Below are 24,797 nucleotides of genomic sequence, written 5' to 3'. Positions count from 1 at the left end.
GGTTGCGTTTTCAGCTGCGCGGCTGGTTCTTCGGCGGCGGCACGAAAAAGTTGCGCAGCCAGGCGGCCAGGCGCGTGAATACGTCGTCGGGTTCCTCGACGAAAATTTCAGGCTTCAAAAGACGCAGGTATTCCATGATCTGCTGCGCTTCCTGCTTCTGGAACGTGCCGTGCGCGATGGCCAGACGCAGCAGGCCGCGCAGCTCGCCCAGACGCTCGCGCGCGAGGCTCCCGCTTGCCTGCTCGCAGCCGATCTTCGCTTCGTAGACGCGCTGGCGCACCGACTCTGCGAGCCGCCACGCAGGCGTCTGCATGGCCTCTTCGAGTCTCTGGATATCCTGCACGCCGGACTGGATCTGTGCGGCGAGCGGGTCGATCAGCGCCTCCCCGGCGTCCGCCTCGCGGACGATCGCGGCGGCCCACTCGCGGCACTGCTTCGCGCGCTCGTCGGGCGTCCATTCGGGCCGCGACGCAAAGCCAAAGCCGAATTCGCCCGCCTGGCGCAGCAGGATCGACACGACCTCGGGAAACTCCTTGTCGAGCGTGCGCTTGGCCCATGCGTACTGCCCGCCCTGCAAGAGCCGCTGCACGGCCTGCTCGGTGAGCGGCGTCATGTTGTCGAGCAGCTTCGCGCGCAGGAAGTCCTCGAATGACGGCGTGAGGAACTGCGGGTCGAGCTTGAGCGAGACGCGCAGGAACGCATCGAAATCCTTGCGCAGCGACGCAAGCGTTTCATCCTTGATATTGAGGGTGATCTGCCCCATGGTGGTTGCCCCGTGTGTTCCTCGCGATACCTGTCTGTCGCGCCAATGCAGGCCTCGACGGTTTATCGGCGCAGCGGGGCGAAACTTGAGGCGGGGCAGACAGGGATGGACAGGGGCTGGCAGCCTCAGCGCAGCACCACGCCCTGCCAGAGGAAGAACACGCCCAGCCCCACGGCAATGGTGAGGAGCGGCCGTTTGGTGAGCGCGCTCACGGCAATGGCCGCGAGCGCGCCGACGAGCTGCGGATTGCGCCACGTGAGTTCGGCGTGCTGACCGTGGGGCGACACGGCCATCGGCACGATGATCGCGGTGAGCACCGTGACGGGCACGAAGCCGAGCGCGGTGCGCACGATCGGCGGGAACACGAGCCGATCGCCCAGCACGAAGACGGCGGTGCGCACCGCCACGGTAATGACGGCCATGCCGAGAATCAGGATGACGTAGTTCATGGGCGGCCTCCAGCGGTGTGTGCATCCGCGCTTGCCGCGTTCGTGCGCGGCTTGCGCGGCAGCGAGAGCGCGACGCCCACCGCCACGCCCGCGAACACGGCGCCGAGCAAGCCGAGCTTGTACGGCCAGCCTTGCCAGAAGAAGGCGAGCGTGCCTGCCGTGGCGGCGGCGGCCAGATAGCGCACGGCCACGAGCTGCGGCACGACGATGGCGATGAACGTGGCGACCATCGCGAAGTCGAGCCCGAGCGACTGCAGCCCCGGGAACGCCGCGCCGAACAGCAGGCCCGCCGCGGTCCACAACTGCCAGTTCAGGTACATCGACAGGCCCGAGCCAAGGAAATGCCACGGCGAGACATCGCCGGGCGCATGGCGGCGGAAATACGCCCAGGCGACGGCGAACACCTCGTCGGTGAGCAGGCCGCCTAGCACGAGGCGCCAGCGCATCGGCAGATGCGAGACATAGGGCGCGAGCGTGGCGCTGTAGAGCACGTGACGCAGGTTCACGATGAGCGTGGTGGCCCAGATCACGGCGAAGCTCGCGTGCGAGGCGATCAGCCCGAGCGCGATGAATTGCGCGGAGCCGGCGAACACGGCGAGCGACATTAGCTGGCCGTGCCAGAGCGACAGCGGGCCCGAGGTGACGAGCGTGCCGAAAATGACGCCGAAGGGCGCGGAGCCGATCATCATGGGGATCGTGTCGCGCGCGCCGGCGACGAATTCCTTGAAGCGATGGGGGTGACGGGTCAAGCGAGTCTCCAGATGGGGAGGCCAGCATAGCGGCAAGCGACGTGCGCGGCTTGTACGTTCTTGCGGCGCGCCCGCTTCAGGCCGCCCATGCCATTGCCGGTGCGCGGCCTCGTGCGCGACTGATTGGGGACTAATTCGCCTGCCAGCGGCCGGGCGGCACGCCGAACATGCGGCGGAAATGCCGCGTGAAATGGCTCTGGTCCGTGAAGCCGCTCGCGGCGGCGACCTCGGCAACCGAGGCGCCCGCGCGCAACGGCCCGAGCGCGCGCTGCAGCCGCAACTGGGTGCGCCACGCGTGCGGCGGCAGCCCCGTGGCCTGGGTGAACAGGCGCGTCGCGTGAAACGGAGAGAGACCGACCGCCTGTGCGAGATCGGCGACGCGCAGCGGTTCGGTGAGATCGGCGGCCAGCAGCGCCTTCATGATTTCGACGCGCGGCTCGTTCGCGGCGGACTCGAGCCGCGCCTCGCGCGTGCGCGCGTGGCGGGTCAGGAGCGTGGAAAGCGCGTCGAGCAGCGCGCCTTCCACGGCAAGAAGGTCGGGCTGCGGTGCGTCCGGTGCGCTTTGAGTGCCCGGTGCGGCCGGCACCAGCGCGAGTTCGGTACGGCGGCGGTCGGCATCCGCCTCCAGCAATTGGTGCGCGAAAGAGAGTCGGCGCGCGAGATCGGCGTCGCGGATCACCTCGGCGTCGAACCACGGCAGCGGCTGCGCGCGGCCCGCAATTTCCCCCGCGAGCGTGTGCAGATAGTCGACCGGCACATACATGACGCGATAACGCCAGCCTTCGTCCACAGCGCGCGAGCCCGTGTGGACCTCGCCCGGATTGATGACCGGCACGCTGCCCGCTTCCGCGACATGCTGCGCACCGCGGTAACGGTAGCACTCGGCGCCATCCTCGATCACGGGGATCGTGTAGGCCTCGTGCCAGTGCGGCGTGAAGGTGTGATCGTGATATTCGGCCGTGAGCAGGTCCGCGCCGGGCAAAAGCGGCGTGCGCCAATAACGGGCGGAATCGCGAAAACGGGAGTGCGTCATGGGAAGGGGCCGACCAGGCCCTAAGTTTAGCGCACGGGAATGGTCGTGCCCGCCGGCATCGGCACTGCGGTGACGCTGTTCTTCGCGCTGCCGCTCACCACGCGGTCGCTGTACGTCAGGTAGACGAGCGCGTTGCGCTTCGTGTCGACTACGCGGACCACGTGCAGCGTCTTGAAGATCAGCGACATGCGCTCGCTGAAGACATCGGCCTGCTGCTTGAGCGGGGCGGCGAAGCTGATCGGGCCGATCTGGCGGCAGGCGATTGACGCTTCGGTCGGGTCTTCGGCGATGCCGAGCGTGCCTTTCACGCCGCCGGTGCGCGCGCGGGAGACGTAGCACGTGACGCCGCTCACGGCGGGATCGTCGTAGGCCTCGACGACCACCTTGTCGGAGCCGGTCAAGCGGAAATTGGTGTTCACGCTGCCGATCTGCTCGGCCTGGGCGGCGCCCAGCGCGAGCGCGCCGGCGCAGAAGGCGAGCGCCGGACGCAGTCGGGCGGCAAAGCGAGTCGAGTTCATGCGGAGTTCCGAAAATGGCGAAGCGACGACATTATCGGACAGGGCGGGGAGGAGGGGGCGATGATCGTTGGCAACCCTCAGCGGCTACAGATGCTGGGGCAAATCCATCGCATTGCGAAGAGTACGCAAGAGGAGGCTGCAGAAAAGAAAAAAGCCGTTGCGCAGGACACGCAACGGCTTCGATATTTTGGCTCCCCGACCTGGGCTCGAACCAGGGACCTACGGATTAACAGTCCGGCGCTCTACCGACTGAGCTATCGGGGAACAGCAGTACAGCTACAACCTTTTACTTCATGAAAAAGCCCGTTCTGGTTAACGGGCTTTTGCGAATCTTGGCTCCCCGACCTGGGCTCGAACCAGGGACCTACGGATTAACAGTCCGGCGCTCTACCGACTGAGCTATCGGGGATCAACAAAAGCAGAGAACGAGATTCTATGGGGTCTGGCGTAGGCTGTCAATACCTTGTCGTCATCTTGTTATCCATTCCTGCAAAAAAGATGGCAGGACTCCAGGATGACGACACCCCAGGGGCAGAACGATGCTTAGCGCGCGAGCAGCGCGAGCTTGTCCTTAACGTCCTTGAATTCGTCGGCTTCGGGCAGCGGCGCCTTGGTCTTGGTGATGCTCGGCCAGCCCTTTGCCAGTTCGGCGTTCAGCTCAGTGAAGTGTTGCTGGTCGCCAGGCACGTCTTCTTCGGCGTAGATGGCATTCACCGGGCATTCGGCAACGCACACGGCGCAGTCGATGCACTCGTCCGGGTCGATCGCGAGGAAGTTGGGACCTTCGCGAAAGCAGTCCACCGGGCACACATCGACGCAGTCGGTATAGCGGCACTTGATGCAGCTTTCGGTCACAACGTGGGTCATTCAGGCAGCTCCTGCATGCTTGTATCGGGGGACGCGCGCGCGAAATCGGCGGCGCGCGAAAACCAATATTGTAACTGATGCCGATTTTTCTCAGCCAGACGTCCGTTGCAGTTCTTAGATCGTTTCGTGATTAGTTTATGCGTCATGCCGCGTAAGCGCGACTCATCTGCGCGTGCGGACCGATGCGACCTGTGGGGCTGCCGGCGGGGTGAGGGCGCATTCGGGTAACATGCAGGCATCTTCGGCGCATGCCGTTTGCGGCACAGCCGCCTCGCTCATCATGATCATTACTTCGCTGCTCGATACCGACCTGTACAAATTCACGATGATGCAGGTGGTGTTGCATCATTTCCCCGCGGCCCATGTGGAATATCGCTTTCGCTGCCGCACGCCCGACATCGATCTCGTCCCTTACGTCGACGAAATCCGCAGCGAGATTCAGAAGCTTTGCAGGCTGCGCTTTGCCGAGCCCGAACTCGAGTATCTGCGCAAGATGCGCTTCATCAAGGGCGACTTCATCGATTTTCTCGCGCTCTTCCATCTGAACGAGAAGTACATTTCGGTCACGCCCTCGCCCAGGGGCAACGGCGAAATCGACATCGAAATCAAGGGACCGTGGCTGCACACGATTCTCTTCGAGATTCCGGTGCTCGCCATCGTCAACGAGGTTTACTTCCGCAACACGCAGCAGCATCCGCAGTACGAGGAGGGCCGCGAGCGCCTGCGCCACAAGATCGAATTGCTCGGCGCGAAGCCCGAATTCGCCGACTGCAAGATCGCCGATTACGGCACGCGCCGCCGCTTCTCGAAGCGCTGGCACGAGGAGGTGATCCTCACGCTCAAGGCCGATCTCGGCGAGCAGTTCGCGGGCACGAGCAACGTCTACTACGCGATGAAGCACAACCTCACGCCGCTCGGCACCATGGCGCACGAGTATCTGCAGGCGTGCCAGGCGCTCGGCCCGCGCTTGCGCGACTCGCAGATCTACGGCTTCGAGATGTGGGCGAAGGAGTATCGCGGCGACCTCGGCATCGCGCTCTCGGACGTCTACGGCATGCAGGCTTTCCTGCGCGACTTCGACATGTACTTCTGCAAGCTCTTCGACGGCGCGCGCCACGACTCGGGCGACCCGTTCGAGTGGGGCGAGCGCCTGCTCAAGCATTACGAGGACAACCGCTGCGACACGCGCACGAAGACCATGATCTTCTCGGACGCGCTCGACATTCCCAAGGTGCTGCGGCTTTACGAGCGTTTTCGCGGGCGCTGCCGCCTCGCCTTCGGCGTGGGCACCAATCTCACCAACGACCTCGGCTATCAGCCGCTGCAGATCGTCATCAAGATGGTCCGCTGCAATGGTCAGCCAGTCGCCAAGCTCTCCGATTCGCCGGGCAAGAACATGTGCGACGACAAGGCTTATCTCGCCTATCTGCGTCAGGTGTTCGGCATCGAGCAGCCCACGGAAGAAGAGTGCGCGGGCCAATAAGCCCTGTGTTGCGGGTCAGAAGAAAAGCGACGCCCCGGTATAATCGGCGCGTCGCTTTTCTTCATCTGTTCGAGGTCGCGTATGGACTCCAAGGTCGACACCACGGCCGCCCGCCGCAGCATACTCGCGCGCATCCGCGCTGCGCAGGGCCGCGACGCGACGCCCGCCGCGCACGAGCGCGAAGCCGTCGCCGACTATCTCGCGCGTCATCCGCAAGGGCCGCGTCCGCCGCTTGAAGGCGATCTCGTCGCGCGTTTCGTCGGCGAGGCAAAAAAAATGGCGTCGAGCGTCGATGAAGTCGCGCAGCTTGCCGACGTGCCTGCCGCCGCCGCCCGCTATCTCGCCTCGCTCGGGCTTCCGACCGAGGCCGTTGCCTGGAAGGTGCTCGAATCGTTCGACTGGGCCGGCGCGGGATTGAGCGTGGAATTTCGCAAGCCGGAAGACCGCGATCTCGTCGGCCTGACCGGATGTTTTTGCGCGACCGCCGAAACGGGCACGCTCGTCCTGCTGTCCAGCCCGCAGACCTGGGCCTCGGGCGCGCTGCTGCCCGAGACGCACATTGCCATCGTGCCTGCGTCGCGCATCGTGGCCGGCCACGAGGACGCTTTCGCGCTCATGCGTGCCGAACGCGGCGAACTCCCGCGCGCGGTCAACTTCGTTTCGGGACCGTCGCGCACCGGCGACATCGAACAGACCATCGTCCTCGGCGCGCACGGGCCGTATCGCGTGCATGTCATCGTCGTGAAGGGCGCATGACGGTTGAGGCGGCCGTCGTCGACGGCGCAACGCTTTCCGCCGCGTGGGGTTTGCCGTTCGCATGCATGCTGCTGTCGATCGCGCTCTTTCCGATGTTCGCGGCCACGTTCTGGCATCGCCACTTCGGCAAGATCTCGGCGGCCTGGGCGCTCGCGTTCGTGCTGCCGTTCGCGGCGTCGCACGGTTTCGCGGCCACCTGGCCGCTCATGCTGCACGCGTTCTTCGACGAGTACGTGCCGTTCATCGTCCTGCTCGGCGCGCTCTATACGATATCGGGCGGCATCTGCGTGTACGGCAACCTGCGCGGTTCGCCGCGCACGAACACGGCGATACTCGCGCTCGGCACCGTGCTGGCGAGCCTGATGGGCACGACGGGCGCCGCGATGCTGCTGATCAGGCCGCTCCTGCGCGCGAACGACAACCGGCGCCACAATGTTCACGTCGTGGTGTTCTTCATCTTTCTCGCGGCCAATGCGGGCGGCTCGCTCACGCCGCTCGGCGATCCGCCGCTGTTCCTCGGCTTTCTCAACGGCGTGGGTTTCTTCTGGACTACGCAGCATCTTGCGCTGCCGATGCTGTTCGTGTGCGGCGTGTTGCTTGCTGCGTTTCATGCGCTCGATTCGTGGTACTTCCATCGTTCGGGCGAGGCGCGCGCGGCGTTTCTCGATCCGACGCCGGACACGCCGGAGCTTTACGTCGGCGGCAAGCTCAACTTCGTGCTGCTCGCGCTCGCGATCGCGCTCGTGCTGATGAGCGGCGTCTGGAAGCCCGGCATCGACATTGCGTTGCCGGGCGTACATCTCGAGTTGCAGAACCTCGTGCGCGACGTGGGGCTGGTGGTGCTGGCGTGCGTGTCGCTCCTGTTCGTGGCCCGCAAGGCGCGCGCGGACAACGACTTCGACTGGGCGCCCATCGTCGAGGTGGCGAAGCTGTTCGCGGGCATCTTCGTGACGATCGCGCCGGTGATCGCGATGCTGCGCGCGGGCGAGGCGGGCGTGTTCGCTGCGTTGATCCAGTTCGTGAACGACGCGCCCGGCCAGCCCAACGACGCGCTGTACTTCTGGGCCACGGGCCTGCTTTCGTCGTTCCTCGACAATGCACCCACCTATCTCGTGTTCTTCAATCTCGCGGGCGGCGACGCGCAGGCGCTCATGACGGGCGGGGCGAAAACGCTCGCGGCCATCTCGGCCGGCGCCGTCTGGATGGGTGCGATGACCTATATCGGCAACGCGCCGAATTTCATGGTGAAGGCCATCGCGCAGCAGCGCGGCGTGCGCATGCCGGGGTTCTTCGGCTATTTTGGCTGGTCCTGCGCGGTATTGCTGCCGGTGTTCGCCGTGGCGACCTGGCTTTTTTTCGTCTAACGAGCGCGTTCTGCCCGGCTCGATGAGTTGACCTTTATTTGATCTGTAGTGCGGAGAGCACCCATGCAAAAAATTCTCGTGGCGCGCCCGATTTTTCCGGACGTGATCGATCGTCTCAAGCAGTATTTCGACGTCGACTGGAACAACGGCGAGACGCTGTCCGCTGACGCCCTCAAGGCGCGGCTCGCCGACAAGGATGGCGCGCTCACCATGGGCGAGCCGATCGACGCGGCAGTGCTGGCTGCCGCGCCGCGCCTGCGCGTGGTCTCGAACATGGCGGTGGGCTACAACAACTTCGACATGCCGGCCTTCAACGCGGCGAACGTGCTGGGCACCAACACGCCCGACGTGCTCAACGAAACCACGGCCGATTTCGGCTGGGCGCTGATGATGGCAGCCGCGCGGCGCGTGAGCGAATCGGAGCACTTTCTGCGTGCGGGCAAGTGGCAGAAGTGGTCCTTCGACATGTTTCTCGGCGCGGACATTCACGGCTCGACGCTCGGCGTGGTCGGCATGGGCCGCATCGGCCAGGCGCTCGCGCGCCGCGCGCGCGGCTTCAACATGCGCGTGATTTATCACAACCGCTCGCACGTCGCGCCCGAGATCGAGACCGAACTCAACGCGGAATATCGCTCGAAGGAAGCGCTGCTCAAGGAAGCCGATCACGTGGTGCTCGTGCTGCCGTATGTGCCGGCAAATCACCACACGATCGGCGCGGCCGAACTCGCGCTGATGAAGCCCACGGCCACGCTCACGAATATCGCGCGCGGCGGCATCGTCGACGACGCGGCGCTCGCCGAGGCGCTGCGCACGCGCCAGATCGCCGCTGCGGGACTCGATGTGTTCGAGGGCGAGCCGAGCGTGCATCCGGCCTTGCTCACCGTCGACAACGTGGTGCTCACGCCGCACATCGCGAGCGCGAGCGAAGGCACGCGCCGCGCCATGGCCAACCTGGCCGCCGACAACCTGATCGCCGCGCTGGGCGTTGGTCCGCGCGCGGGTCAGCCGCCCAACCCGATCAACCCGGACGTGTTGGGGAAGGCGCGTTCATGAACGCGGAGCCGCTGATGGCGGTGGCGATGCTCGTGCTTGCGGTCGCGCTGGGGATCGCGGTGTTCGCGCTCTTGCGCGCGCGCGGCGGCACGCAGGACGACGCGCAAGCCACGCTCGACGCGCTCGACCAGTTGAGCGACCGCATCGCGGGCTCGACCGACACCCAGGCGCGCGCGGCCGAACGCATCGAGCGCGAGTTGCGCAATGAGATCGCGCGCACCGCGCAGGCCTCGCGCAGCGAATTCGGCGGCGGCTTCGCGCAGGTGCAGCAGGGACTTGCCGCGCATCTCACCAGCATCGCGACCGTGCAGAACGGCCAGCTCGAAAGCTTCGCGCAGCAGCTCGAAGCGGTGCGCCAGAGCCAGCATTTGCAGGCGCAACAGGCGCGCGACGAGCAAGGCCAGGCGCTGCGCCATTTCGGCAACGTGTTGGGTCAGCAGCTTGCGCAGCTGACCGAGGCGAACGATCGCCGCTTCGCCGAGGTGCGCGCGACGCTGGAGCAGCGCCTGAAGGACATCGAAGCCAACAACGCGGCCAAGCTCGAAGAGATGCGCCGCACCGTCGACGAGAAACTGCACGCGACGCTCGAGCAACGCCTGGGCGAATCGTTCAAGCTTGTCTCGGACCGGCTGGAGCAGGTGCATCGCGGGCTGGGCGAAATGCAGACGCTCGCGGCGGGCGTCGGCGACCTGAAGAAAGTGCTCACGAACGTGAAGACGCGCGGCACGTGGGGCGAAGTGCAGCTCGAAGCGCTGCTCGAGCAGATGCTCACGCCCGAGCAGTTCGCAAAAAACGTGGCGACGGTGCCGGGCAGCAGCGAGCGCGTGGAGTTCGCGATCCGGTTGCCGGGGCGCGGCGTGTCGGGCGATACCGCCGCTGGTGCGCCGGACAACGCGCCGGTCTGGCTGCCGGTCGATGCCAAGTTTCCGCGCGAGGACTATGAGCGGCTCATCGACGCGCAGGAGCGCGCCGACGCGGCCGGCATCGAGGAGGCCGGCCGCGCGCTGGAAGCGCGCGTGCGCGCCGAGGCTCGCACCATCGCCGAGAAATACGTCGCGCCGCCCCACACGACCGACTTCGCGCTGCTGTTCCTGCCCACCGAAGGGCTTTACGCCGAGATTCTGCGCCGCCCGGGCCTCACCGATGTGTTGCAGCGCGATTATCGCGTGAGCATCGCGGGCCCGACCACGTTGACGGCGCTGCTCAACAGCCTGCAGATGGGGTTTCGCACGCTCGCGATCGAGAAGCGTTCGAGCGAGGTCTGGCAGGTGCTGGGCGCGGTGAAGACGGAGTTCGGCAAGTTCGGCGAAGTGCTCGCGCGCACCAAGTCGCAGCTGGAGACGGTGACGCGCTCGATCGAAGCCGCCGAAGCGCGCACGCGCGTGATGAACCGCAAGCTGCGCGCAGTCGAGGCCTTGCCTGGCGAGGCCGCGTCGAATCTGCTCGGCGATGCGCTGCGCAACGGCGGTAGCGGCGAGAACGGAGAAAGCGGCGACGAGTGACGCCCGCATCGCGCGAGCCACGCAACGAAGCCTCCCAAAAAAAAACATCGGGCCGTCCGCAGCGATCTGCGGACGGCCCGATGTTCATGCTGCATGCCCTAGCTCGCGACCGGCTCGGCAGGCGCCGCGAGCTGGTCGAGCGCATCGCCCGTCACGCGCACCACGCGCCAGTCAGGCAAGATGGTTGCGCCCATCTTCTCGTAGAAGCGGATGGCCGGCGTGTTCCAGTCGAGCACGGTCCACTCGAAGCGGCCGCACTTGCGCTCCACGGCAATGGCGGCGAGCGCGCGTAGCAGCGCCGTGCCGAGACCCGTGCCACGCTGCGACGGCTGCACGTAAAGGTCTTCGAGATAGAGCCCGCGACGCCCGAGGAAGGTCGAGTAGTTGTGGAAGAACAGCGCATAGCCGACGATGCGGCCCGCGTCCTCGGCCACCAGCGCCTCAGCCGCCGGGTGCGCGCCGAACAGCGCATCGGCGAGTCCTTCGGGCGTGCCCGTGAAGAGGTGCGTGAGCTTTTCGAACTCGGCGAGCTCGTACATCAGCGCATGCATGGCGCTGACGTCGGCGGGCGCCGCTGCGCGGATCGTAGCGGTCATCACGCCTCCTCGGGCACGTCGGAGAGATGGATCTCGATGCCGCCGAAGCGCGCGGCAACCCAGTTGTACAGATGGCAGGCGATCCACAGCAGCACGAAGCCGACGATGGCATTGAGGATCAGCGCGCTGAACACGGTGCCGAGCTCGAAGGTGCCGTAGCGGAAGAACGCGACCACCGCGACGAGCAGCACGACCGGCACGCTGAAGGTCAGGTACACGAGGATGAGGGCCTTCGCAGTCTGCCCGGCGGCGATGAACGAAATCTGTTTTTTCATGTGAATCGGTCCGTAGGTCGAGGGGACGTCTCTGAGGGACGCCGAATCATGTTGAACGATGCAGTGACGGGTCATGGGCGCCGTGCTAGACGAGGCCGTCGAAGAGCATGATGTCGACGGTGTCGCCAGCATCGAGGTCGGCGCTCTCGTGGGCGAGCACGATGAAGCAGTTCGCCTCGCTCATCGTGCTGAGCGCGCCTGAGCTTTGCGAGCCCGTGGGCGCTACGCGCCACTGGCCCTGCGCATCGCGCTCGGCGACGCCGCGCTGGAATTCGGTGCGGCCCGGGCGCTTTTTGATGGGCGCGTCGCAGCGCGCCGGAATGAGCGGCATCGGCTGAGGCGTGGCGCCCGACATCGCGATCAGCGCGGGGCGCACGATCTGGTAGAACGCGACCATCGTGGCGACCGGATTGCCTGGCAACCCGAACAGGAGGGCCGCGCGCCCGGCGCCGGGACGGCCGCCCGACCAGATGCGGCCGAACGCGAGCGGGCGGCCCGGACGCATCGCGAGGCCCCAGAAGGACACATCGCCGAGCGTCTGCAACTGGGTGCGCGTGAAGTCGGCTTCGCCGACCGAGACGCCGCCCGAGGTCAGCACGACGTCGGCGCTTTCGGCGGCGGCCTTGAGCGTGGCTGCGAGCGATTCGGGGTCGTCGCGCACGCGCCCGAGATCGATCGGCTCGGCGTTCAGGCGCTGCAGCATCGCGCCGAGCGTGTAGCGGTTGCTGTCGTAGATGCAGCCGGCGTCGAGCGGTTCGCCGGGCGAGCGCAACTCGTCGCCGGTCGAGAAGAACGCCACGCGCAGACGCCGCTTCACGGCCACGTCGACAATGCCGAGCGAGGCCATCAAGCCGATGTCGCTCGCGCGCAGCACGCGGCCTGCGCGCAGCGCCGCGCTGCCGCGCGCGAGATCTTCGCCCTTGCGGCGGCGGTTTGCGCCGGGTGTCACGGCGTCGGCGCGGAAGGTGACGGCTTCGGAAACGGTGCTGGAAACTGGGCCGGCGGCGGCTTCCGCGCCCACGCCATGCTCCACGCGCTCCTGCGGCACGACGGTGTCGTAGCCGGCGGGCATCGGCGCGCCCGTCATGATGCGCACGCACGCACCCGGCGCGATGGCGCCCGTGTAGGGATGGCCGGCGAACGCCTTGCCCGCCACCTTCAGCGTGAGCGTCGCGCCCGCTGGCGCGGCTTGCGCGAGCAGCGACGCGCCGTCGAAGGCATAGCCGTCCATGGCCGAGTTGTCGTGAGCGGGCACGTCGATCGGCGAGATCACGTCTTTTGCGAGCACGCGTGCCAGCGCGTCGCGCAACGGCACGCGCTCGCTTTGCGCGAGCGGCGTGACCCACTGGAGCACGATGGCCTGGGCGGCACTGACGGGCAAGGCTTGTGGATCGAACTGGCCAAGGCTTCCTGCGCGGCCGGAAATACTGTTAAGCGTGGTCATGGAGTGGAGAAGCGTCGCATCCGCGCGGATGGGTGTGGCGATCGTCCAGGGGGGCGTGCATCAGGCCGGTGGCGGGCGGCGGCGGTCGAGCCGGACGCGCTCGTCAGGCACGGTCGAGCTCGGCAAGTTCCTGTAAGGAATTGACATTGTAAAACGCACGCTCGTCGGCAAAGACCACTTCGGCCGCCGTGTGGCGCGCGTACCACGCACGGACCTTGCGCTCGCCTGCATCCAGAAACGCGGCGAGATCGTCGGCGAGCGAGGTATGGACGAGCGCGAAGACGGGGTGCAGGCTGACTTCACCGGCGGCGTTCACCGTTGTTGCGGTGGCGATGAGCGTGTCTTGCGCGCGCACCGCTTCGGCTAGCCGGGCGCCGAGATCGGCTGGCAGCCATGGCGAATCGCACGGCGCGCTCAGCAGCCATTCGGTGCCGGCGGCGCGCAGGCCGGCAAGCAGTCCCGCGAGCGGGCCGGGGTAGTCGGGCAGCGTATCGGCGATGACCTGCGCGTGCCACGGCGCGCCGAGCTCGGCGTAGACATCGTGGTTGCGGTTCGCGCTGATGGCGAGTGCGCCTGCTTGCGGCGCGAGACGCGCCAGCACATGCGCGGCGAGCGGCTTGCCGTGCAGGCGCTGGAGGCCTTTGTCGACGCCGCCCATGCGCTGGCCGCGGCCGCCCGCGAGCACGAGGCCGGTAAGCGCAGCGGTGGGGATGGCGGGCGAAGCGGAGGGCATCGGCGTATCGCTGTATCAGCCGCCGATATAGGACATTTCGATACGGCGCTCTTCGCCCTCGGCCGGCGCGGCGTCGCTGCCACGCAATTGCGAATAGCGGTCGGCGCGCTGTTCCCAGATCTGGGCAATCGTGGCGGAAATGGCTTCGTCGCTTGCGTCGCCTCGCAGCAACGCGCGCAGGTCGTAGCCCATCGAGGCGAACAGGCACAGATACAGCTTGCCTTCGGTCGAGAGCCGCGCGCGCGTGCAATCGCCGCAGAATGCGCGCGTGACGCTGGAGATCACGCCGATTTCGCCGGCGCCGTCCGCGTAGCCCCAGCGCTGCGCCGTTTCGGCGGCGCTGTGCGGTTCGAGCGCGACGAGCGGAAAGTGCTCGGCGATGCGGGCGACCACGTCGGCGGACGGCAGCACCTCGGCCATGTTCCAGCCGTTCGAAGTGCCCACATCCATGTATTCGATGAAACGCAGGGTCACGCCCGAGCCGCGGAAGTGGCGCGCGAGCGGCACGATCTCGCTGTGGTTGGTGCCGCGCTTGACGACCATGTTGACCTTGATCGGGTCGAGACCGACCGACTGCGCGGCCGCGATGCCGTCGAGCACGTCGGCGACCGAGAAATCGGCGTCGTTCATGCGGCGAAAGAGCGCGTCGTCGAGTGCGTCGAGGCTCACCGTGACGCGCGTGAGGCCCGCGTCGCGCAATGCGCGCGACTTGCGTGCGAGCAGCGATCCATTCGTTGTGAGCGTGAGGTCGAGCGGCTCGCCGTCGGGCGTGCGCAGCTTCGCGAGGCGCTCGATCAGGAATTCGATATTCTTGCGCAGCAGCGGCTCGCCGCCGGTCAGGCGGATCTTGGTGACACCGTGTGCGACGAAAAGCCGCGCGATACGTTCGATTTCTTCGAGCGAAAGAAGCGACGAATGCGGCAGGAACGGGTAGTCCTTGTTGAAAACCGCACGCGGCATGCAGTAGACGCAGCGGAAGTTGCAACGGTCCGTGACCGAGATGCGCAAGTCGCGCAACGGCCGCGCGAAGGCGTCGAACAGCTCGCCAGACGGCGCGCGCACGGTCTGCGCTGCCGGGCTGGGCGGCAGCGAGCGGATGTCGGCAACAGGGATGATGCGTCTGGACATGATGGCTTCATTCTCTCGTTGGTTCGATTCTAGCCGAACCTCACCTTGCGCACCGACAAGGGTGAACGCTGATATATCAAAAAAAAAGCCCGCCGATAGCGGCGGGCTTCGTGTTGCGATGCGGCATTACCGCTGGGTCGGGAGCGGCCCTGAGGTCGACTTCCGGTCCGGCTGACTCGCGCGTGCCGGTTAGGGCTGGCGGGTCGTCTCCACCTGCTGCATCGGTGCGCTGTCGGCCGGCGGCAGGGGTTTGCGCTCGCGCGGCACGCGTGCGGGCTTCACCACCTGGGCGGCGGCGTCCTGCGCGGCACGCAGCTTGGCGGCGTCGGTGTTGACCCACTCGAGGCCTGCAGATTCCAGCATCGGACGCAGCGTGTCGGCCGCGGCCGCAACGCTCGCTGGCGTGTGACGCTGAGTCGCGGGCTCGGCGACCGGCGCTGCGGCTTCGGCTTGTGCCACAACAGCTTCGGCACGCGTCTCGACCGGCGCGGGTTGGGCGACGGCAGCCGGTTCGGCGATCGGCGCGGGCGGAGCTTCGACGCGATCCTCGCGGACCACCGGCGCTGCGGCTGCTGCGGGTTCTTCGGCCTGCACGGCCGGTGTTGCAGCAACAGCAGCCGGTTCCACAACGGCCTGAGCCGGCGTGGCGGCCGCGACCGGTTCGACGGCGGGCGCGACCGGTTCAGCGGGTGCGGCAACCGGCGCTTCGGGTGCAGCAGCAACTGCGGTTTCGGCCGGGGCGGCCGGAACGACTGCCGGTGCTTCAACAGCTGGTGCTTCGGTGGCTTGCGCCGAATGGGCGGCCTCAGCGGCAGCAGCTGCTGCGACCGGCAAGGCCGTCACGACCACCGCTTCGGTAACTGAAGTGTGAACGACAGTTTCGACGCGCTCAGCCTGCTCGACAGCCGGGAACGCAGCGGCCAATTCGTCGGTGCCCTCGTCGGCGCCGGTTGCGCCTTCGAGCCCTTGCGTGCCTTCCGCATCGCGCTCGCGGCGACCACCACGGCGGCCACGGCGGCGGCGGCGGCGCTCCTCACCTTGCGGTGCGCCGTCTTCGTCGGTGCCGGCGTGGGTTACGCCGTCGGTGAGGGCGGCTTGGGCTGCTTCGGCGACCTCGGCTTCGGTGTTAGCGGCGTCGAGTCGCGCCTCTTGTGCCTCGGCGGCTTCGGGCTGCTGCTGACGGCGGCGTTCGCCACGTTCGGCGCGGTCACCACGCTCGCCACGCTCGCCACGCTCCGTGCGTTCACCGCGTTCACGGCGCTCGCCACGTTCCTGACGTTCGCCGCGCGGGGCGGCTTCGGCTGCTTCGTTGCGGTCCTGGCCACGTTCGACGCGTTCGATGCGCTGCTCGCGTTCGGCGCGGGGCTCACGGCCCTCGCGTGCTTCACGCGGTTCGCGTTGCTCGCGCGGCTCGCGCTGTTCACGGGGGGCGCGGCCTTCACGTCCTTCGCGCGGTTCACGCGGTTCGCGCTCCTCACGACGGCCCGAGGGCTGGCCGGCGCGCGCGCCGCCTGCCGCTTCGCCACGGGCTGCTGCGTCGCGGCTACCGCCACGGCGGTTGCGGTTGCGGTCGCCGGAGCCTGCGCCAGCCTTCTCGCCACGCTCGGTGCGGGCTTCGCGCGCCGGACGGCTGGCCTTTTCCTGGTGCTCGACCGGTGCCGGCACGGGAGCCGGTGCCGGCGCGCCGCCGAAGAGACGCTTGATGAAGGCGAAGAAGCCGCCGCCGCTCGCGGGAGCGGCGGCAACCGGTGCGCCAACGGGCATCGGCTCGGCCACGGGCTTGGCCTGTGCCGTGGGGGCAGGGCGCTCGGGCGTGATGCCCTTCACCGCGGCTTCCTGCTTCGGCTTGGTTTCGGCCGTGCGCTTGCTGTAGCCGGTCTCCGACTCGAGCTCGCGCGCAGCTTCCTCGGCCATCTTCCACGAGGCGCGCGGGTCGTCGAGACGCGCATCGTCGTGACGCAGGCGCTCGAGCTTGTAGTGCGGCGTTTCGAGGTGCTTGTTCGGGATCAGCACGACGCCGACCTTGAAGCGCGACTCGATCTTGTTGATTTCCGCGCGCTTCTCGTTGAGCAGGAAGGCGGTCACTTCGACCGGCACCTGGCAATGAATTGCCGCGGTGTTTTCCTTCATCGCCTCTTCCTGGATGATGCGCAGGACCTGAAGCGCCGACGATTCCGTATCGCGGATATGACCCGTGCCGTTGCAGCGCGGGCAGGTGACGTGGCTGCCTTCCGAGAGGGCCGGGCGCAGGCGCTGGCGCGACAGCTCCATCAGGCCGAAGCGCGAGATCTTGCCCATCTGCACGCGGGCGCGGTCGTGGCGCAGCGCGTCTTTCAGGCGCTGCTCGACTTCGCGCTGGCTCTTGGCCGACTCCATGTCGATGAAGTCGATCACGATCAGGCCGCCCAGGTCGCGCAGACGCAGCTGGCGCGCCACTTCGTCGGCGGCTTCGAGATTGGTGCGCGCGGCGGTTTCCTCGATGTCGGCGCCCTTGGTGGCGCGCGCCGAGTTCACGTCGATGGCGACAAGCGCCTCGGTGTGGTCGATCACGATCGCGCCGCCCGAGGGCAGCGGCACCGTGCGCGAGTACGCGGTCTCGATCTGGTGCTCGATCTGGAAGCGCGAGAACAGCGGCACGTCGTCGTGATACCGCTTCACCTTGTTGACATTATCCGGCATCACGATATCCATGAAGGCGCGTGCCTGGTCATAGATCTCGGTGGTGTCGATGAGAATTTCGCCGATATCGGGCTGGAAGTAGTCGCGGATCGCGCGGATCACGAGGCTCGATTCCAGATAGATCAGCATCGGCTGGCCGGACTGGCCGGCTTGCGACGCGGCTTCGATGGCGCGCCACAGTTGCAGCAGGTAGTTCAGGTCCCACTGGAGCTCTTCGGCGGAGCGGCCGATGCCGGCCGTGCGCGCGATAATGCTCATGCCGTCCGGCAGTTGCAGCTGCGCCATGGTTTCGCGCAGTTCCTGACGGTCGTCGCCCTCGATGCGGCGCGACACGCCGCCGCCGCGCGGGTTGTTCGGCATGAGGACGAGGTAGCGGCCGGCGAGCGAGATGAAAGTGGTGAGGGCGGCGCCCTTGTTGCCGCGCTCCTCCTTCTCGACCTGGACGATCAGTTCCTGGCCTTCCTTGAGGGCGTCCTGGATGCGCGCGCCGCGCATGTCGACGCCGTCGCGGAAGTACTGGCGGGCGACTTCCTTGAACGGCAGGAAGCCATGGCGATCTTCGCCGTAGTTGACGAAACACGCTTCGAGCGACGGCTCGATGCGGGTGACGATGCCCTTGTAGATATTGCCTTTGCGCTGTTCGCGGCCGGCAGTTTCGATGTCGATGTCGATCAGCTTCTGTCCATCGACAATGGCGACGCGCAGTTCTTCCTGCTGCGTCGCGTTGAACAGCATTCGTTTCATTGAACGGCTCCAGTGCGGCTTCATGCACGGCCCTCGGTCCCTCGACGGCGCCCGGCGCTTCGCCGGGCTGCATGGGGGGAGAGGGTCGCGGCAAGCCGCGCCTTATTGTGTTTTCACAAGCACGCTGGAGCAGGAAGGATGGCGGGGAGAATTGCCTTGCGGGCAGCCGGTCCGGCGTTGCGTTGCCATGGACGGGCCGCGTGGGCACATGCGAAATACGTCTTCAAGAGCAGCCAGACGCGCGGGGGCACGGTTTTCCTGCGCTTCCGATCCGCCTGTCGCCGCTTGTTGCCCGCTCATAGCCGCTGATTGCCGGCTTGTGGCGGTGCTTGCGTGTGTTGGCGGCAAAAGGCGCCACGCACGATCGCGACAGGACATGGGCCGCAGCCGCGAACTGCGCGCGCTGCTGGCTGGATCTGCTTTGCGGCTTCGGGCATCGAGCCCAGGGCCGCGCACGGGAAGCTTTCAGAAACGCCCGTCTTCCCCCTCGGGGTGTCTCGCCACTTTTGACGTCGCCATATCCCGCACATTGCCGGGACGCATCAGGCGCTCGCCGTATTTTCGCCACCAGCGCGTCGGGCGGCAGTCGCTCGAAAACGTTGCGACCGCGCGGCATGACTCGCCGGATGAATTCTTTATACCAACCTTCCGTTACCGTCGGAGCCTGCCTCGACCGAACGTGCCTGTGGGCGCCGTCCCTGCCGCGCGGACTTCCGTGCGTGCAACTCGTTGCATCTCTAAAACGGGGTGAGCAACCGGCCCCGGGCGCAAGTAAAATATCGGTTTATCGCTTGCCGCCTGCGCATGCCGCGCGGTTCAAGATCCCGGAGAAGCGCCCTTGGGTATTCAGTAGACAACCTTGGGGCGAATCAGGAACTTTTTGGCCTTTTGGCCTGCCGTCGCGTCAGCGCTGGGCAAATTATATTCAGAATGAAAGGGTTAGGCAAAATATCCCAGAATCAGGTCGCGAGCGACCAGGTTTCGTTCGTCGAGATCGACGAAGACGCTGCTGGTCAGCGGATCGACAATTTCTTGCTGCGCGTGTGCAAAGGCGTGCCGAAGAGCCATATCTACAGGATTTTGCGCAGCGGGGAAGTGCGTGTGAATAAGGGGCGAATCGACGCGCAGTACCGGCTCGAGATGGGCGACGTTGTGCGCGTGCCGCCCATGCGCGTCGCCCAGCCGAGCGAGCAGGCAGGCGCGGTGCCCGTGCCGGCGGCGCACTTCAGCGTGTTGTACGAGGACGAGGCGCTGCTCGTGATCGACAAGCCCGCCGGCGTGGCTGTGCATGGCGGCAGCGGTGTGGCTTTCGGCGTGATCGAGCAGTTGCGCGAGGCGCGGCCGCACGGCAAATTCCTCGAACTCGTGCACCGGCTCGACCGCGAGACCTCCGGCGTGCTGATGCTCGCGAAGAAGCGCGCGGCGCTAGTCGGGCTGCACGAGCAGATGCGCGACAACAAAACGGACAAGCGCTATTACGCGTGTGTCCACGGCGAGTGGGCGAGCGACTGGGGGCGCCGGCGCGCCGTGAAGGAGCCGCTACACAAGTACCTGACCCCCGAAGGCGAGCGGCGTGTGCGCGTGCAGCCCGACGGCCAGCCGTCGCATACGGTCTTCAATCTCGTCGAGCGCTGGCCTGGCTACGCGCTCGTCGAGGCCGAGCTCAAGACTGGCCGCACTCACCAGATCCGCGTGCATCTCGCGCATCTGGGCTTGCCGATCGTCGGCGACGCCAAATACGGCGACTTCGCGCTCAACAAGGCGCTCGCGCGCACCGGCGCGAAGCCAGGCGTCAAGCGCATGTTCCTGCATGCGCACCGGTTGAAGCTCACGCACCCGATCACGGGCGCGCCGCTGCAATTCGAGGCGCCGCTGCCGCCCGAGCTGCGCAGCTTTGTCAGCGAGTTGCGCGCGCAGCGCGAAGCAGAGGGCGAGGGCGAGCGCCACGCCGCTGCGCGGCCCGAATAGGGGCGCCGAATGCGCATGACGCCGCGACGAACCGGGGAGCAAGCCGGATTCAAGAATTACAGTGTTTGGAGAAGGACCGCATGGCCCGAGAGCAATTTGACCTGATTGTGTTCGACTGGGACGGTACGCTGATGGACTCGACCGCCCACATCACGCGCAGCATCCAGGCCGCGTGCCGCGACCTGGGCCTGCCGGTGCCCGGCGACGAAGCCGCGAGCTACGTGATCGGCCTTGGCTTGCGCGAGGCATTGCAGATTGCCGCGCCCACGCTCGATCCCGCCGACTATCCGCGCCTCGTGGAGCGCTACCGCGTCCATTACCTGTTGAAAGATCAGCAAATCGAGCTGTTTGCGGGCGTGCGCGAGATGCTCACCGAGCTGCGCGACACGGGCTACCTGCTCGCGGTGGCGACCGGCAAGAGCCGGGTGGGGCTGAACCGCGCGCTGGCCGAGGCCAGCCTCACGAGCTTGTTCGACGGCACGCGCTGCGCCGACGAAACCTTCTCGAAGCCGCATCCGGCCATGCTCCAGGAGCTCACGCGCGAACTGGGGCAGGATCTGGGCCGAACGGTGATGATCGGCGACACGACGCACGACTTGCAGATGGCCGCTAACGCGGGCGCGGCGGGCGTGGGCGTGGCTTACGGCGCGCATTCGTCGGGCGCGCTGGCCGGGCTTGCGCCGCGGTTTATCGCGCCGGACGTGGCAGCGCTGGCCGGCTGGCTGCGGGAGCACGCATGAACGCGCAGCCCGGTGCGGGCGAAGCCCGCGAGACGGGCCACGCGCCCGTGCGCGTGTGCGCCGCCGAGGACCTCGTCGAGGGTGGCGCAGGCCAGCGCATGAGCGCGACCTATGCGGGCGGCGAGGCCGTCGTGTTCTTCGTGCGCTATGGCGGCGAAGTGTACGGCTACCTGAACCGCTGCGCCCACGTGCCGATGGAGCTCGACTGGGTCGAGGGGCAGTTCTTCGAGTCTTCGGGGCTCTATATCATGTGCGCGACGCATGGCGCGATCTACCAGCCCGACACCGGCAAATGCGTGGGCGGACCGTGCCGCGGCGCGCGGTTGCGCGCGGTGCGCGTCGAAGAACGCGACACACCCGAAGGCCGTGCGGTATTCTGGCTTCCGGACGACGATTTGAGTCCGACCCCATCCTGATTCGTTACCACGCATGTCCGATAACCTGAACCCTGATGACGCCAGCGGCGGCAAGCCCGGTTGGGAGCGCGAGGCGCTCGAACGCATCGCCATGGCCGCGATCACCGAGCAACGCTCGGCGCGCCGCTGGAAGATCTTTTTCCGCTTCGCGTTTCTTGCGGTGCTGGTGCTGGTCGCATGGAGCATCCTCGACCTTTCCGGCACGCGCGTGGACAGCGGCGGCCGCCACACGGCGCTCGTCACGCTCAGTGGCGAGATTTCGGCGGACACGTCCGCCAACGCCGACGACATCAATAGCGCACTCGATAGCGCGTTTGACGACGACGGCACCGCCGGCGTGATTCTGCATATCGACAGCCCCGGCGGCTCGCCGGTGCAGGCCGGCATCATCAACGACGAGATCCGCAGGCTGCGCGGGAAATATCCGGCCATTCCGCTCTACGTGGTGGTGGGGGACATGTGCGCTTCGGGCGGCTATTACGTTGCCGCCGCTGCGGACAAGATTTATGTGAACAAGGCCAGCATCGTCGGCTCGATTGGCGTGCTGATGGACGGCTTCGGCTTCACGGGCCTGATGGACAAGCTCGGCGTCCAGCGCCGGCTGCGCACGTCGGGGGAGAATAAGGGTTTTTACGATCCGTTCTCGCCGAATACGCCGAAGATGGACGCGCACGCGCAGGAGATGCTCGACCAGATTCACCAGCAGTTCATCGACGCCGTGAAGGCGGGCCGCGGCAAGCGCCTGAAGGATGAGCCGGACCTCTTCTCGGGCCTTTTCTGGACCGGCCAGAAGAGCATCGAGCTCGGTCTTGCTGACGGCTTCGGCGACAGCGACTATGTGGCGCGCGAAGTCATCAAGGCGCCGGACATCGTTGACTACACGGTCAAGCAGGGCATCACCGACCGCGTCGCGAAGCGCTTTGGCGCAAGCGTTGGTTCGGCGGCCGTGCATTCGCTGATTTCGGGCGGGAAGGTTTCAGTGCGCTGATTCTGCGCAAACGGGGCTCCGATCCCACGTGAAACGGCCGCTGTGCGATGCATGGCGGCCGTTTCATTTAGCGGTGGCGCCTGTGCGAACGGCGCTCAGTTTGCCAGCAGCAGGAAGATCGCGGGCCGCTTATGCAACTCGGGCGCCGGCTTCTTTTTCCACTCGGACACGGCGCGGCTCACGATCGTCTCCCCTGGCAGCGTGAGGTCGGCGGCCACGCACACGAGCGTGGAGGGTGCGCAGGTTGCGAGCAGCGCGTCGAGCAGCGCGCGGTTGCGATAGGGTGTCTCGATGAAGATCTGCGTTTGCTTCGCCTTGCGGGAGGTCTGCTCGAGTTCGCGCAGCTTTTTGGTGCGCTCGTTCGCGTCCACGGGCAGATAGCCATGGAACGCAAAGCTCTGGCCGTTCAGGCCCGACGCCATCAGCGCAAGCAGGATCGAGCTCGGCCCGACGAGCGGCACGACCTTGATGCCGCGCTCGTGCGCGCGTCGCACCAGCAGGGCGCCCGGATCGGCCACGGCGGGCACGCCCGCTTCGGACACCAGCCCCGTGTCGATGCCGGCCAGAAGCGGCGCGAGCAGCTTGTCGATCTCGCTTGCGGGCGTGTTGACGTTGAGCTCGCGAATTTCGATCTCCTGGATCGGCTGCGTGGTTCCGACGCGCTTCAGGAACGCGCGCGTGGTCTTGGCGTTCTCGCCGATGTAGCTGGACAGCGTGCCCGCGCGTTCGCGCACCGGCGTGGGCAGGACGGCGGCGAGCGCGGCGTCGTCGCCGTCACCGAGGGTGTTGGGGATCAGATAGAGCGTGCCCGTGGTCATTGGCGAGCGTCCTGCGGCGCAAGTAGCGGATTCAGCAATGGATAGCCGAAGGCGAGCAGCATGCGCGTGAGCGCGATGAGCGGCAGGCCGATCAGCGCGGTGGGATCGTCGGACTGGATTGCTTCCAGCAGCGCGATGCCAAGCCCTTCCGATTTCGCGCTGCCCGCGCAGTCGTAGGGCTGCTCGGCGCGCAGGTAGGCGTCGAGCGCGGCGTCGGGCAGGTCGCGAAAGCGCACCGTGGTCACGACATCGACGGTATCCGTTTGGCCAGTCGCGGTGTCGAGCAGACTGAGTGCACTATGGAACAACACTTCACGTCCGCGCATGGCGCGCAGTTGCTCGAGTGCACGCTCGTGAGTGCCCGGTTTGCCGATCTGGTGCCCGTCGAAGGTCGCCACCTGGTCGGAGCCAATCACGAGCGCACGCCCGGCGCCGGCCGGCAAGGCGGCGGCTACGGCGCGGGCCTTGGCCTCGGCCAGGCGCAGTGCCGTGGCGGCGGGCGTTTCGCCGGGTTGCGGCGTTTCGTCGATGGCCGGCACAGCGGTCTCGAAAGGGATGTGCAGGCGCTCGAGCAACTCGCGGCGGTAGCGTGAGCTGGAGGCGAGAATCAGCGTGGGTCGGCCCGGTTGCCGGGCGGGTGCAGCGGTATCCTGCATGATGGTCGGATCGTGAATAATGGTCGTGGAGCGGTGCAGGGCGAGTAAGGCATGCGGCAGTCGCATTCAACTGTCGCATTTGCCGGCGAATTTGCCAAAATACCCAAGCCGCGCAGAGGCTTGCGAGCGTGAGCTTAAGTGTTTGACTCGCAAAGATAAAGACGTTATGATTTTGGGCTTTTCATCGGTACGCTCACCTCGTGCGTCTGGCTAATGTGTGTCCGGCGGTGTGTCCGGCGGGCTGGCGCGCATTAAGAAAAGCGCGAGGGAAGCGGGCGGACAAGAATACGGATCGCGGATCGGCAGCAGTGTAGGGCTTTGCGCCGCCTGCGGGCCGCGCGTCTGGAGCAGGAGAGCGCACATGACCGAACATTCTGGCAAGCCTGCGGGCACCGCATCGGGTGCAGGTGCGGATAAAGGCACGCAGGGCGCGCTCAATCCGCGCGATTTCGACATTTTCGAATTTGCGCGTAGCGGGCGCAGTGCATCGGGTGCGGTGCGTCTCCCGCAACTGCCGCGCATGCTAAGCGAAGTCCCGGCCGATGCGCCTGGCCGCGATGCCGCGTTCACATGGCAGGCCGAGGGCTTCACGCAACAGGAATTGCAGGACAACGGCACCGAGGGGCCGCAGCCGTATCTGCGGCTCGCGATTCACGGTGCCGCATGGCTTACGTGTCAGCGTTGCCTCGCTCCCTACGAGCAGGCGTTCAACGCGGACCCGGTCTTCCGGATCGTCCAGACGGAAGATGAGGCGGACGAGTTTTCGCTCGACGACGATGAATTCGATGTGATTGTAGGCTCGCGCCATTTCGATCTCGTCGACTTGATCGAAGAGGAGTTGTTGCTCTCGCTGCCGCTCGTGCCGAAGCACGAAGTTTGTCCGGAAGTTCACGAAAGCCTCGCCTCGGGTGCCGACGGCGCGGATGGCGTGGATTCCGTCGACGACGTGCCGGAGCAGGAAATCGAGCCGGAAGAGCGCGTCAACCCGTTTGCGGCGCTCGAATCGCTCAAGAAGGACGGTCCCGGCAGCAAGCACTAAGGTTTTACCGGGTGGCTGCGGGTGGCGTGCAGTATC

24 protein-coding genes and 2 tRNA genes are annotated in these 24,797 nt (G+C 66.6%); 10 read left to right on the top strand and 16 right to left on the bottom strand.

All coding sequences use genetic code 11. The features are described from left to right. Nucleotides 1-10: 10 nt before the first annotated feature. The 8 genes from P5W99_RS10300 to fdxA form a co-directional block, all read right to left on the bottom strand. Nucleotides 11-763 carry a DUF4088 family protein gene (locus P5W99_RS10300; protein ID WP_421024401.1) on the bottom strand — a complete coding sequence of 251 codons (753 nt, stop codon included), beginning with the start codon at nt 761-763 and terminating at the stop codon, nt 11-13. 125 nt (nt 764-888) lie between these two features. Beyond that, the gene (locus P5W99_RS10295) at nt 889-1,212 is read right to left on the bottom strand and encodes an AzlD domain-containing protein (protein WP_421024400.1); all 324 of its coding nucleotides are present in this window, start codon (nt 1,210-1,212) and stop codon (nt 889-891) included. Then, complete coding sequence (locus P5W99_RS10290) at nt 1,209-1,901, bottom strand: AzlC family ABC transporter permease (protein ID WP_421025244.1); 693 nt, start codon at nt 1,899-1,901, stop codon at nt 1,209-1,211. The genes P5W99_RS10295 and P5W99_RS10290 overlap by 4 nt, the downstream gene beginning before the upstream one ends. A gap of 190 nt (nt 1,902-2,091) precedes the next feature. Beyond that, nucleotides 2,092-2,994 (bottom strand): AraC family transcriptional regulator, encoded by a 903-nt coding sequence (locus tag P5W99_RS10285; protein WP_434660572.1) that lies wholly within the window; start codon nt 2,992-2,994, stop codon nt 2,092-2,094. 26 nt (nt 2,995-3,020) lie between these two features. Then, nucleotides 3,021-3,512, bottom strand: coding sequence for a CreA family protein (locus P5W99_RS10280; RefSeq protein ID WP_434660570.1), 492 nt, complete (start codon nt 3,510-3,512; stop codon nt 3,021-3,023). A gap of 188 nt (nt 3,513-3,700) precedes the next feature. After that, nucleotides 3,701-3,776: transfer RNA gene (locus P5W99_RS10275), tRNA-Asn, on the bottom strand. 69 nt (nt 3,777-3,845) lie between these two features. Continuing rightward, nucleotides 3,846-3,921 (bottom strand) — tRNA-Asn (locus P5W99_RS10270). Nucleotides 3,922-4,055: 134 nt separating this feature from the next. Further along, nucleotides 4,056-4,379, bottom strand: a complete 324-nt coding sequence (fdxA, locus tag P5W99_RS10265; RefSeq protein ID WP_035522616.1) for a ferredoxin FdxA — start codon at nt 4,377-4,379, stop codon at nt 4,056-4,058. A gap of 280 nt (nt 4,380-4,659) precedes the next feature. Between fdxA and pncB the strand changes: the two genes are divergently transcribed. The 5 genes from pncB (at nt 4,660) to P5W99_RS10240 (ending at nt 10,537) form a co-directional block, all read left to right on the top strand. Continuing rightward, on the top strand, nt 4,660-5,862 hold the full coding sequence (gene pncB / locus P5W99_RS10260) for a nicotinate phosphoribosyltransferase (RefSeq protein WP_421025243.1): 1,203 nt from the start codon (nt 4,660-4,662) through the stop codon (nt 5,860-5,862). Between the two features lie 81 nt (nt 5,863-5,943). After that, nucleotides 5,944-6,618: a LutC/YkgG family protein gene (locus P5W99_RS10255; protein WP_434660568.1), complete on the top strand. Its 675-nt coding sequence runs from the start codon at nt 5,944-5,946 to the stop codon at nt 6,616-6,618. Continuing rightward, a complete protein-coding gene (locus tag P5W99_RS10250; RefSeq protein ID WP_434660566.1) occupies nt 6,615-7,982 on the top strand; it encodes a sodium:proton antiporter in 1,368 nt (455 codons plus the stop codon). The genes P5W99_RS10255 and P5W99_RS10250 overlap by 4 nt, the downstream gene beginning before the upstream one ends. Before the next feature lie 63 nt (nt 7,983-8,045). Further along, nucleotides 8,046-9,035, top strand: coding sequence for a 2-hydroxyacid dehydrogenase (locus P5W99_RS10245; RefSeq protein WP_434660564.1), 990 nt, complete (start codon nt 8,046-8,048; stop codon nt 9,033-9,035). Further along, entirely contained in the window at nt 9,032-10,537 is a 1,506-nt protein-coding gene (locus P5W99_RS10240) for a DNA recombination protein RmuC (RefSeq protein WP_434660562.1), read from the top strand. The genes P5W99_RS10245 and P5W99_RS10240 overlap by 4 nt, the downstream gene beginning before the upstream one ends. A gap of 98 nt (nt 10,538-10,635) precedes the next feature. On the opposite strand, the gene P5W99_RS10235 is transcribed toward P5W99_RS10240, so the two are convergent. The 6 genes from P5W99_RS10235 to P5W99_RS10210 form a co-directional block, all read right to left on the bottom strand. Continuing rightward, complete coding sequence (locus P5W99_RS10235; RefSeq protein WP_421024393.1) at nt 10,636-11,133, bottom strand: GNAT family N-acetyltransferase; 498 nt, start codon at nt 11,131-11,133, stop codon at nt 10,636-10,638. Next, complete coding sequence (locus tag P5W99_RS10230) at nt 11,133-11,408, bottom strand: hypothetical protein (RefSeq protein ID WP_035522630.1); 276 nt, start codon at nt 11,406-11,408, stop codon at nt 11,133-11,135. The genes P5W99_RS10235 and P5W99_RS10230 overlap by 1 nt, the downstream gene beginning before the upstream one ends. A gap of 85 nt (nt 11,409-11,493) precedes the next feature. Further along, nucleotides 11,494-12,852 (bottom strand): molybdopterin molybdotransferase MoeA, encoded by a 1,359-nt coding sequence (gene moeA, locus P5W99_RS10225; protein ID WP_434660559.1) that lies wholly within the window; start codon nt 12,850-12,852, stop codon nt 11,494-11,496. Nucleotides 12,853-12,955: 103 nt separating this feature from the next. After that, a complete protein-coding gene (gene mobA / locus P5W99_RS10220; RefSeq protein WP_434660557.1) occupies nt 12,956-13,585 on the bottom strand; it encodes a molybdenum cofactor guanylyltransferase MobA in 630 nt (209 codons plus the stop codon). A gap of 15 nt (nt 13,586-13,600) precedes the next feature. After that, nucleotides 13,601-14,713 (bottom strand): GTP 3',8-cyclase MoaA, encoded by a 1,113-nt coding sequence (gene moaA, locus P5W99_RS10215; protein ID WP_434660555.1) that lies wholly within the window; start codon nt 14,711-14,713, stop codon nt 13,601-13,603. Between the two features lie 189 nt (nt 14,714-14,902). After that, nucleotides 14,903-18,136: an Rne/Rng family ribonuclease gene (locus P5W99_RS10210; protein ID WP_434660553.1), complete on the bottom strand. Its 3,234-nt coding sequence runs from the start codon at nt 18,134-18,136 to the stop codon at nt 14,903-14,905. A 930-nt stretch (nt 18,137-19,066) separates the two neighbouring features. Between P5W99_RS10210 and P5W99_RS10205 the strand changes: the two genes are divergently transcribed. The 4 genes from P5W99_RS10205 (at nt 19,067) to P5W99_RS10190 (ending at nt 22,248) form a co-directional block, all read left to right on the top strand. Continuing rightward, complete coding sequence (locus P5W99_RS10205; protein ID WP_434660551.1) at nt 19,067-20,104, top strand: RluA family pseudouridine synthase; 1,038 nt, start codon at nt 19,067-19,069, stop codon at nt 20,102-20,104. Nucleotides 20,105-20,184: 80 nt separating this feature from the next. Further along, a complete protein-coding gene (locus tag P5W99_RS10200) occupies nt 20,185-20,844 on the top strand; it encodes an HAD-IIIA family hydrolase (protein WP_421024387.1) in 660 nt (219 codons plus the stop codon). Further along, nucleotides 20,841-21,260: a Rieske (2Fe-2S) protein gene (locus tag P5W99_RS10195; protein WP_421024386.1), complete on the top strand. Its 420-nt coding sequence runs from the start codon at nt 20,841-20,843 to the stop codon at nt 21,258-21,260. Before P5W99_RS10200 ends, P5W99_RS10195 begins: the two co-directional genes overlap by 4 nt. Nucleotides 21,261-21,273: 13 nt before the next feature. Further along, nucleotides 21,274-22,248, top strand: coding sequence for a S49 family peptidase (locus tag P5W99_RS10190; protein WP_434660548.1), 975 nt, complete (start codon nt 21,274-21,276; stop codon nt 22,246-22,248). 95 nt (nt 22,249-22,343) lie between these two features. Here P5W99_RS10190 and P5W99_RS10185 read toward each other — a convergent pair whose 3' ends face one another. Then, nucleotides 22,344-23,066, bottom strand: a complete 723-nt coding sequence (locus P5W99_RS10185) for an SAM-dependent methyltransferase (RefSeq protein ID WP_421024384.1) — start codon at nt 23,064-23,066, stop codon at nt 22,344-22,346. Continuing rightward, on the bottom strand, nt 23,063-23,722 hold the full coding sequence (locus tag P5W99_RS10180) for a Maf-like protein (RefSeq protein WP_434662538.1): 660 nt from the start codon (nt 23,720-23,722) through the stop codon (nt 23,063-23,065). The genes P5W99_RS10185 and P5W99_RS10180 overlap by 4 nt, the downstream gene beginning before the upstream one ends. A 361-nt stretch (nt 23,723-24,083) precedes the next feature. Here P5W99_RS10180 and P5W99_RS10175 point away from each other — a divergent pair, with 361 nt between their 5' ends. Next, entirely contained in the window at nt 24,084-24,761 is a 678-nt protein-coding gene (locus P5W99_RS10175) for a DUF177 domain-containing protein (protein ID WP_421024382.1), read from the top strand. Nucleotides 24,762-24,797 lie beyond the last annotated feature (36 nt).

It is taken from the genome of Paraburkholderia sp. A3BS-1L, from assembly GCF_051125215.1.
Lineage (GTDB): Bacteria > Pseudomonadota > Gammaproteobacteria > Burkholderiales > Burkholderiaceae > Paraburkholderia.
Note: the sequence above shows the minus strand (reverse complement) of the source record. Positions and strands in the feature narration are given on the sequence as shown.